Annotated in this window: 7 protein-coding genes; 3 read left to right on the top strand and 4 right to left on the bottom strand. The window is 75.7% G+C overall.

The genetic code is table 11. The features are described from left to right. Positions 1–155: 155 nt before the first annotated feature. Together MTP10_RS41570 and MTP10_RS41575 are read right to left on the bottom strand one after the other, a co-directional pair. Complete coding sequence (locus MTP10_RS41570) at positions 156–599, bottom strand: hypothetical protein (protein WP_310717414.1); 444 nt, start codon at positions 597–599, stop codon at positions 156–158. Positions 600–705: 106 nt separating this feature from the next. Beyond that, entirely contained in the window at positions 706–1656 is a 951-nt protein-coding gene (locus MTP10_RS41575; protein WP_310717415.1) for a winged helix DNA-binding domain-containing protein, read from the bottom strand. 104 nt (positions 1657–1760) lie between these two features. Here MTP10_RS41575 and MTP10_RS41580 point away from each other — a divergent pair, with 104 nt between their 5' ends. From MTP10_RS41580 to MTP10_RS41590, 3 genes are all read left to right on the top strand, one after another. Further along, a complete protein-coding gene (locus MTP10_RS41580) occupies positions 1761–2960 on the top strand; it encodes a hypothetical protein (protein WP_310717416.1) in 1200 nt (399 codons plus the stop codon). Further along, entirely contained in the window at positions 2957–4681 is a 1725-nt protein-coding gene (locus MTP10_RS41585) for a hypothetical protein (RefSeq protein ID WP_310717417.1), read from the top strand. The genes MTP10_RS41580 and MTP10_RS41585 overlap by 4 nt, the downstream gene beginning before the upstream one ends. Positions 4682–4828: 147 nt before the next feature. Next, positions 4829–7981, top strand: coding sequence for a chromosome partitioning protein ParA (locus MTP10_RS41590; protein ID WP_310717420.1), 3153 nt, complete (start codon positions 4829–4831; stop codon positions 7979–7981). Positions 7982–8024: 43 nt separating this feature from the next. Here the strand turns inward: MTP10_RS41590 and MTP10_RS41595 are convergent, their stop codons facing one another. Continuing rightward, the gene (locus tag MTP10_RS41595; protein ID WP_310717418.1) at positions 8025–9308 is read right to left on the bottom strand and encodes an adenosylmethionine--8-amino-7-oxononanoate transaminase; all 1284 of its coding nucleotides are present in this window, start codon (positions 9306–9308) and stop codon (positions 8025–8027) included. An 11-nt stretch (positions 9309–9319) separates the two neighbouring features. Further along, the coding region (locus tag MTP10_RS41600) for a citrate/2-methylcitrate synthase (RefSeq protein ID WP_310717419.1) at positions 9320–10013 on the bottom strand (694 nt) is incomplete at its 5' end.

The raw sequence follows: 10013 nt of genomic DNA on the forward strand, positions 1-10013 counted from the left end.
GCAGCGTCCGTTAACTCATGGCGACGAACCATGTACCCATCGAGCCACACCCGAGCTCACCACGCTGCCCGAATCGGCGAATCCGGCGGCTGAACACGCCTCCTGATCCACAAAACACTGCCTAGGGCCTGGACGGACTGTGGTCCCGCTCCGGCTCAGGAGCGGCCGCCTCCGCTCACTTGGACGAGGTCGTTGCCGCCGACGACGAATCGCACCTTGACGTCCGGGGAGTGGGTCGTGCCCTCGATCGCGCCGGCGACTCCTCGCACCTCCAGCGGCCCGGTGCCGCCGTCGATGACGATGTCGGCGCCGAACACCCTGATGAGGACGCCCGTGTCCTCCGGCACGTCGAGAACCAGGTCGATGCGGCTCCTCTGCAGGAAATAGCGCAGGGCGGACGACGAGGTGATGCGCAGGACATCGCCCTCGACGGTGGCCCGGGCGCCCAGCGTGGCGACATCACCGAGTGCCGTGACGTGCACCGTGTCGGTGTCGATGGCGTTGATCCTGATGTTGCCGCCCACGATACGGATCTCGACCCGCTTGATCTGGCCGGGCCGGGTCGAGCGGAATACCTCCACCGTGCCATCGGACGACATCGTGGTCTCCTCGTGGGTCCCGGGATGCGCGCTCTGGATGGTCCCATGATGAACCACATCAGCGCACGTGTCCCGATCCGAATCCCGAACAGGCTCCAGGGCGTTCTCAGCCCAGGAAGCGGCGGACGTCGGCGATCTCCTCCGCCAGGGCCTCCGGCGGCAGGGAGCCGAAGGGTCTGACGGTCGCCTGCGCGCCCCTGCGCTCCCAGACGCCCACGGCCACGCCGCCGGCCAGCACCACGGACCGCAGGATCCCGCCGCCGGGGAACACCTCGCGGGCGTGCGCGGCCGGCACGACGGGGTCCCGGCTCCTCCAGCCGAGCAGGAACTCGTCGAAGGCGGGCACCAGCCGTACCGGGGCCACCTCCGTCGCTGCCGGTCCCGCCTCCGGGGCGGCGCTCAGACGCCACGCCGTACGGGCCTCTCCCAGGGCGAGCCCGGACCAGGCGGCCAGGTCCTCCGGCTCGGACGGCCGGTGCGCGCGGCGGTAGCGGCGCGCCAGCTCGGCCAGCGCCCGCTCCCGGTCCGGCTCGGGCCTGACCGGCGCGCCGAGCCAGTCTCCGGCGTGGACGTACGTGGGCTTGCCGCCCCGGGGCGGCGCGAGGACGGCCAGCCCGTGGAAGGCGGCCAGCGCGACCAAGTGGACGACGCCCTGCCCCCGTGCCCGGCCCGCCAGCCGCTCCTCCAGCTCCGCCTTGGTGAGCGGGCCCTGGCCGGCCAGGGCCCGCACGATCAGGGGCAGCAGGTCGTCGCCGGTGACGCCCTCCTGCCGCAGGCGGCGCAGGGTGCCGGTGTCGCGCCGGGTGAGGGCGTGCAGCCACGGCAGGTCCTCGGCGTGGACGAAGTGCAGGGTGCCGCGCGGCCCCCAGGTCCGCACGATCTCGCCCGCCCGCCACGCCGCCTCGACGTCCGCGACGCGGAGGGCGGCCGACCTGGCGCGGAAGGCCAGGTACGCGGAGGTGACGTCCTGGGCCTGCACGGCCAGCAGCCGCCGCACCACGTCACCGGTCCCCAGGCCCGGCGGCCGGTGCAGCAGCTGCGCCTCGGCACTCCTCACGCCCGCGCACATGACGTCACGGCCCGCTCCTTTCGCGCAGGGCCGAGGCCCGCCCGCCCCGTGGCGGTCCGAGAATGTCGGCCGGAAGCCTTACCTTAGAGCGCGTGCCCGATCAGCCCCTGACCCTCGACGCCGCCCTCTCCGACGAGGCGGTCCTGTCGACCTACCGCCGCATGTTCGCGGCCCTGGCCCGTGACAGCGGGGCCGTGGTGGACGACCCGGCCCTGGTCGACATCGCGGAGACGTTGTTCGCCGCGTTCGCCGAGGCGGGCGAGGAGTGGCTGACGCACGAGCAGATGCGCTTCGCCTGCCGGGCCTATCCGGGTGACCAGTTCGACAACCGGCTGCGGGTGCTCAAGGGGCTCGGGGCCATCCGCGAGGTGTTCCCCAAGCCCAACCAGCTTCGCTACCGGGCGTCGTTCACCAGCGTGGTGGGGCTGATGTTCATCAGGCGGATGATGGACGACGGCGGCCAGTCCGAGATGCACCGGCTGCTCGCCCTCGAGGACCTCAACGTCGCCGACCCGCGCACCACCATGGACGAGGCGCGGCAGAGCGCGGCCAATCTCGCCCGCGCGTTCCGGCTGTGGGCGCTGGAGCTGATCACCCTCACCACCGGCACGATCGAGGAGCTGCGCGAGCAGGCGCCCAAGCTGTGGGGCACCGAGGAGATCGCCCGCCGCGCCCAGAGCCTGCACGGCACGATCCTGACCCGCTGGCCGGAGCTCGACCGGGTCTGCACCGACCTGCGGGCCGCGATCTACGCCTACAGCGACGCCTCACGCCGGGCGGCCGGCCGCCTGGCCGACTCGGCGGGCACGACCCGCAACCTGACGCTGCTGCCGACGGAGGCGTGGCGGACGTTCACGCAGACGGCCTCGAAGGAGCGGCTGGCGGCGGTGCTCGACGGGTTCGTGTTCGACGCGCCGGCGCCGTGGCACGACCCGGCGGCGATCGCGCGGGCCGTGGACGAGGCCCCGCGCCCCGCCCCGGCGCAGCCCACTCCCCCGCGCTCGGCCCTGCCGGACCCGGGGCCGCAGGACTCGCTCGACTCCTCGCCCGGGGCCGCCGTGGAGCGCCTGACGGCGCTGGCGGAGTCGCTGCTCGGCCCGTCGTCCCAGGTGGCGCTGGCCGACGTGCTCGGCGCCGACTGGCCGTCCGCCCGCCGCCTGCTCGCCGACCTGACCACGATCGACCTGCGGCCGGAGCTGCCATACCGGCTGACCTGGTCGGACGAGCTCACGATCGACCCGGACCACGAACCGGCCTGGCTCTCGCACGGCTGCCTGGAGCGCACCTCATGACGCGAGTTCCGAGGCGCGCGCCGGCCGACGGCGCCGCCGCCCATCTGCTGGCCCGCGCCGGCGGCCCCCTCCCGCTCGGCCCGGGGGCGGCCGCGCCGCCGGGCATGCTCCGGCTGACCCGGCCGGACTCCACCGGCCAGGCGCTGCCGGTGTGGCCGGACGGCGTCACCCCGGCGCTGCTGGAGGAGCATCAGGTGGCGCCGGTGGCGGTGGAGCGCTCCGGCGAGACCCGCCGTGTCCTGGCGGCCTGCCTCAAGTGCTGCTGGACCGACCAGTCCGTCGACCCGTGGCCCGGCGATCCCGCGCCGGTGGAGCTGGTGCTGGCCACCTACCGGGCGCTGATCGGGCGCACGGACGACCTCATGCGCAACTGGGCGGTGGGCGCGCTGCGCCGGCTGCACGACTCGGCGTGGGTGGTCATGGCCGACGGGCTGGTCACCCTGGGCCCGAGGTGCGCGCTGTGGCCGGTGTCGTCGCTGGCGCAGCTCAAGGAGCTCGTACGACGGATCCCGGAGCCGGAGCGGCAGGAGCTGACGGTGGGCGCGGACGCCGACATCGTCGCCGCGGCCCGCGCGACACCGGCCTCCGCGCCGCCGGACCCCGCGACACCGGTCCCCACGACGGACCCGGGTCCGAGCGCGCACGCCGGGACCGGCGGCGACGTGGCGGTGGGTGACGCGGGCGAGGGCGGGCGGGCCGGAGCACAGGCCGCATCCCCTGCGGCGGAGACGGCGGTGTCCTCGGCGGTGGTGGCGACCGCATCCCGTGCGTCGGAGGCGGCGGTGTCCTCGGCCGCAGGGGCACGGATCGTGTCGCCGGGCGTCGGGGGGCGGGTCGAGGGCGGGGAGGCGGAGTTCGACGACCTCCTCGGCGCCTACGACGAGCGGCGGCGCGCCGAGCTGGTGGCCGCGTTCATGGTGGTGGAGTACGCGGCCGAACCCGTGCAGGAGGCGCGGTTCGCCGCCCTGCGCGACCCGGCGCTGCGGCACACGCTCGGCGAGATGCTCGCCCGGCGCGGCCGCACTCTCATCCAGCACCGCGAGCGCTGGATCTCCGGTTACGCCGACGAGACCGCCGCCCGGGCCTTCCGGGATCTCCGCGGCCCTGGCGCATCCCCCTCTCTCGACGGCTCCGCCGCGGCGCGAAGCGTCGTCCAGCCTGGCGACCCGGCCGAGGAGACCCCCGACGCACAGCCTGGGACCGACGCACAGCCCGAGGCCGCCGCGGTCGGCGAGGGCTCGGCCGGGGCGTCACCCGTCGGTGGCGGCCCGGACGGGAGCGCGTCGGGCGACGGCACGGCCGGGGCCGGCCTGGTCGCTCCGTCGGGCAGGAGCCGGGGCCCGCGGGACCCGGTGCGGCTGGGTGAGGCGGAGCGGGCGGTGCTGACGTTGGTGCTCGTGCACTCCGTGGCGATCCCCCGGGCGGAGGGGGTGCTGCCGGAGGACACGTGGCTCTCTCCCCATGCCACACCCGTCGAGGAGCTGCGGCGTCACACCCAGGTGCCGATCGGTGAGCTGGAGGGGGCGCTGCGGGTGCTGCGGCACGCCGGGCTGGTCGCCCAGGTGAAGGCGGGCGAGGAGGCGGGCGGGTACGTGCCCGGGTCGCAGTTCCACCGGCTCACCCCGGCGGCGCGGCGGCGGTTGCAGGAGGAGCTGATCCTGGCGGCCGGGCCGCACACACCGCTGGCGACGGCCGTACGTGCTCGAAGATCCGCCGGGTAGGGCCGCCCGGCCGTGAGTGGGCCGGTGGAAGGCGGGACCGCCCGGTCCTGAGGGGCGGGTGGAGAGGTGTGGGGCTGTCCGGCGGCGGGCCGGGGCAGTGCATGGCGTGACGGCGTAGGAAGGGTGGCGGGAGTTCGAGTGTCGCAGATGGAGAACGTGGTCGGGGACGGGGTGCTGATCGCCGTGCAGGCGGTCAACATCTCACGGCTCTCGACCCATCCGGTGCCGACCGTCCCGGGCACGCTCATCGTCGTCGCGGGCGCGGGGCCCAAGGACTCCAACGGGGCGGGCAAGTCGTCGTTCATCGCGTCGATCACGGCGTTGCTGGGCGACGAGCAGTGGCGGTTCGCCTCGGGCGCCAAGGCGGTGTCGGAGCTGCTGTTCAACGCGGAGCTGGCCAGCGGGGCGGGCGGACGGCAGTGGGCGAGCGCCGACCACGGCTACATCGTGGGGGTGTTCGGCCCGCCGGAGGTGCGTGCGGGTGATTTCTCCCGCGTCCTGCCGCCTGGGGCCGGTGGAGGCGACGGTGGCGAGGACACCGGCGGCGACGGTGGCGGGAGCGCCGGCCTCAGCGGCGGAGGCGAAGGTGGCGGCCTCAGCGGCGAAGGTGGCGGGGGCGGAGGTGGCGGCCGCTCCAGCGGCGAGGGCGCCGGCGAAGACGGCGGCGGGTCGCTGGAGAGCGGGGAGTTGTTCGCCGTGCCCGACACCTCCGGCGGGGCCATGACCGTGTGGCTCCGCGTGAACCAGGAGGCGCCGCACCTGGAGATCCGCTGGCGTGACGGCGTCCACCTGGCGTCCGCGGCCTCCGAGGCCGAGCGGGTGGCCAGGGCCGACGAGATCTGGGCGTCCCTGCCCCGGTCCGCGGGGCGGCGTGACGTGGTGGCGCGTGACCTGACCAAGGTCCTGTACGGGGACCGGGTCCGCTGCGTGTCGTTCCTGTCGACGTCCGTGCGCAGCAAGGTGGCCACCAACCTGCTCTCCCAGCCGCTCAACGAGATCTCCCCGGAGCGGGTGTTCGAGGCGATCGCGGCGCTGACCGGGCTGGACGCCGAGCTGGAGCAGGAGCGCGAGGCACGCCGTGACGAGCACGCCAAGCGGGTGCGGGCCGCGCAGGCCGCCGAGCGGCTGGCGGAGTTCGAGGCGGAGTCGAAGGCGCTGCTGACCACGTTCGACCGCCGCGACCAGGCCCGGGTACGGCTGGCGGAGGCGCTGCGGTGCTGGCGCGGCCGGCAGGCGCGCAAGCTGGCCGACGCGGCGACCAAGGACGAGGCGCTGGCCGCGGAGCTCGAACGCCATCGCGCGGCCGGTGCAGCGGCGGCCGAGGCGATCGCCCTGGTGAAGGCCGAGATCGCCACCCTGAAGGACGACACGCTGGACCGGGGTGCCACCGAGGCGCGCAGGGAGCTGGCGGCGCTCCAGGCGCGGGCCGCGAAGCTGGAGGCCGACCGGGCCGTGGCGGAGAACTCCGCCGACGAGCTGCGCGGCCGGATCCCGGAGCTGGAGGAGGCGCGCCGGTTCGCCGACGGCCGTGACGTGCTGGCGGCGGAGCGGGAGCTGCGGGATGCGCGGCTGCGCCTGAACGAGGCGCTGAAGGCGCTCGGCGTCGCCGACCGGGAGGTGGCCTCCGCGCAGGCGGCCCTGGACGACGCCGAGGGCGGCCCCGCCGCCGTGCAGCTCAACGCGCTGGCCGCGGCCGGCCTGCACGCCACCGGCCTGCTGGACGCCCTGGACGTGGCCGAGCAGGCCCGCGACGAGTCCCGCGGCCCGGGGCTGGACCTGGGCGGGCTGCGCGGGTGGCCGCACGAGCACGCGGTGATCGTCGACGCCGGGCGGCTGGAGGAGGCGGCTCAGGCGCTGCGCGACCTGCCCGGCTCGGTGCTGGTGAGCGCCGCCGGGGTCAGCGTCGTCGGGGCGTTCGACGGGGTGGCGACCGGGCGCGAGGCGCGCATCAAGGCCGCCGAGCAGCGCCTGAACCGGGCCCGCGACACGCAGGAGACCGCGGCTCAGGTCGTACACGAGGAGGAGGAGGCCGTCGCGGAGGCGCAGCGGCGGCTCGACGGCGCGAAGGCCGGGCTGCGGCTCGCCGAGGTGGAGACGCGGCTGGCCGAGCGGCGGGCCCGGCTGGCCGAGCTGGCCGGCGCGCTGGAGGAGGTCGTCCCGGCGGTGGCCGAGGCGGAGCGGCAGGCGGCCGGGCTCGACTTCCGGGCCCGTACGCGGGACATGGAGATCGAGCGCCTGGAGGGCCGGCGGCAGCGGCACGAGGCCGAGCGCGCCCAGGCGCGGGAGCAGGAGACCCGCGTCGGCGGCGAGCGGGAGGCGCTGAAGCTGGCCGCGATGGCCGCCGACTGGGGCGGCACGGTGGAGACGGCGCGCGAGTGGCTGCGGGCGCTGCCCGAGGAGGAGCGGCCGCGCGCCGCCGAGGAGTGGTGGCGGATCGCCGAGCGGCACTTCGACCAGGCGTTGCGCGACACGTTCCCGGAGGAGGACGCGGAGATCCCCGAGGAGCTGCGGTTCCTGCTGTCGGAGCGCGGCGGCAGCACGGCGCGCGAGCAGGCGACGTTCGCGGCGGTGTGCGGGGCGCTGGCGTCGTACCTGCGCGGTCAGGAGGAGTACGAGAAGCACCAGCGGCGGCAGATCGAGGCCCAGGTCGTGTCGAGGCAGCGCGACCTGGCGGCGGCCGACAAGGGTGCGGAGGAGGCCGCCCAGTCCACGGCGGTCCACCGGGCGGCGCTCAGCGCGGCGATCAAGGCGCGGCTCACCCGGGTGGCGGAGGAGTTCGAGAAGCTCGACACCTCGTACGGCGGCTACGGCGCGACGCTGGAGTTCCCGGTGCCGCCGGCGCCCGCCGACCCGGAGCAGCGCTGGCAGTGGCGGGTGACGCCGAAGTGGCGGCGAGGCGAGGGCCAGGGGTTCGTGCCGTACAACCGGCGGGCCAACACGGCGCTCATGGACGAGAAGGCGGTCAAGCTGGTGTGCGCGGCGGCGATCGCCTCGTCCGGCGGCGGGCACCTGTGCCTGGTGCTGGACGAGTTGGGCCGCAACCTGGGCAAGGAGCACCGGCGGGAGGCGGTGGCGCTGTTCCGGCGGATCGGCGAGACGTACGGGATCACGGTGATCGGGGCGCTGCAGGACGACATGGAGCCCTACGCGATCGACGCCTGCGGCCAGTACGTCAAGCTGCGGCGCTCGTCGGACGCCATGCCGTACAACGAGCCGCCGGTGATCGTGGGGCACGACCAGCACGCCGAGCGGGTGCGGGCGCTGGCGGCGTACGTGGCCAGAACGCCCGCCCCGGTGTGACCCTCCGCTGCTCGCCGCGGGCGGGCCCTGGTGCGTGCCCTGGTCAGGCGGCGCGGGCCGCCGCCAGGACCGCCGTGGTGATGCGGGCCAGATCGTCGTCGGAGGTGACGTACGGCGGCATCGTGTAGACGAGGTCGCGGAACGGCCGCAGCCACACGCCGTGCCGCACGGCCTCGCGGGTGGCCGCCGCCACGTCCACCGGGTGGTCGAGCTGCACCACGCCGATGGCGCCGAGCACGCGCACGTCGGCCACTCCGGGCAGCCCGGCGGCCGGGGCCAGGCCTTCGCGCAGGCCGCGCTCCACGCGCCGCACCTGGCCCCGCCAGTCGCCGCCGAGCAGCAGCGACAGCGACGCGTTCGCCGCCGCGGCGGCCAGCGGGTTGCCCATGAACGTGGGCCCGTGCGCCAGCACCGGCACCTCCCCCCGCGAGATGCCGTCCGCCACCCGCTCGGTGCACAGGGTCGCCGCCATGCTCAGGTACCCGCCGGTCAGCGCCTTGCCGAGGCACATGACGTCCGGCGACACCCCGGCGTGATCGGCGGCGAACAGCTCGCCGGTGCGTCCGAACCCGGTCGCGATCTCGTCGAAGACGAGCAGGACGTCGTGCGCGCGCGTCAGCTCCCGCAGGTCCCGCAGGTAGGCGGGCGGGTGGAAGCGCATGCCGCCCGCGTTCTGCGCGACGGGCTCGACGATCACGGCCGCGATCTCGTCCGCGTGCCGGCCGAGCACCCGCGCGAGATGGCCGGTGTACGCGGGGTCGTAGGAGGAGGGCGGCGCGTCGGCGAACACCTGGCTCGGCAGGCTCCCGCCCCACAGCCCGTGCATCCCGCCCTCCGGGTCGCACACCGACATGGGGTGCCAGGTGTCGCCGTGGTAGCCGCCCCGCCACGTCATCAGCCGCCGCTTGCCGGGCCTGCCCGCGGAGCGCCAGTACTGCAGGCACATCTTGATGGCCACCTCCACCGACACCGACCCCGAGTCCGACAGGAACACGTGGCGCAGCGGCTCCGGCGTGATCTCCACCAGGGTGGCGGCGAGGCGGACGGCCGGCTCGTGGGTGAGGCCGCCGAACATGACGTGCGCCATCCGGCCGAGCTGGTCGCGGATCGCGGCGTCGATCATCGGATGGGCGTAGCCGTGGATGGCCGCCCACCACGACGACATGCCGTCGACCAGCTCGCGCACCCCGCCGACCGGCTCGGCCAGGCGCAGCCGCACGCCCGACGCCGACTCGACGAGCAGCGGCGGGACCGTGCCGGGCATGGCGGCGTACGGGTGCCAGACGTGCTGACGGTCGAGCTCCAGCAGCTCGCTCGGGCCGGGCATGGGCGCTCCTGTCAGGTGGTGGCCGGGTGGTCGGGGGCGCGTTCGGGGGGCGGGCCGGTGTACGAGGCGCGCAGGCGCAGCAAGGAGCCCCTCTCGTACTCCTCCATGGCGTGCGCCAGCCAGCCGGCCGTCCTGGCCACCGCGAAGATCGCCTCTCCGGCCCCCGGCACCATCCCGGCGACGGCGGTGAGGGCGGCCAGGGCGAAGTCGACGTTCCGCTCGGGGAGGCGGCGCCTGCGGACCTCGTCGAGCACGGCCTGCGTGGCGGCGAGCCGCTCGTGGCCGGGCGCGGCCTCCCGGACGAGGGTGAGCAGCAGGTCGCCGCGGGCGTCGCCGTTCTTGTAGACGCTGTGGCCGAAGCCCGGTATGCGCTCGCCGCGCCGTACCCGGTCGGCGATCACGCGCGCCGCCCGCCCCGGCTCGGTCACCTCGGCCAGCAGGCGTTCGGCGCCGTACGAGGCGCCGCCGTGCAGCGGGCCGCCGAGCACGCCGAGGCCGGTGAGCACCACGGCGTACGGGTCGGCGCGGGCGGAGGCGGCGACCCGGGCGGCGAGCGTGGAGGCGGCCAGCTCGTGGTCGGCGAGGAGGACGAGCGCGGCGTCCAGGGCGGCGCCTCGTACGGCGCCGAACGCCTGCTGGCCGAGGTGACCGAGCCGGGGCGGGCGGCGCGCGTGATCGCCGACCGGGGACGGCGCGGCGAGCGCA

Source organism: Nonomuraea sp. 3-1Str, assembly GCF_031570565.1.
In the GTDB taxonomy this organism is placed as follows: Bacteria; Actinomycetota; Actinomycetes; order Streptosporangiales; family Streptosporangiaceae; genus Nonomuraea.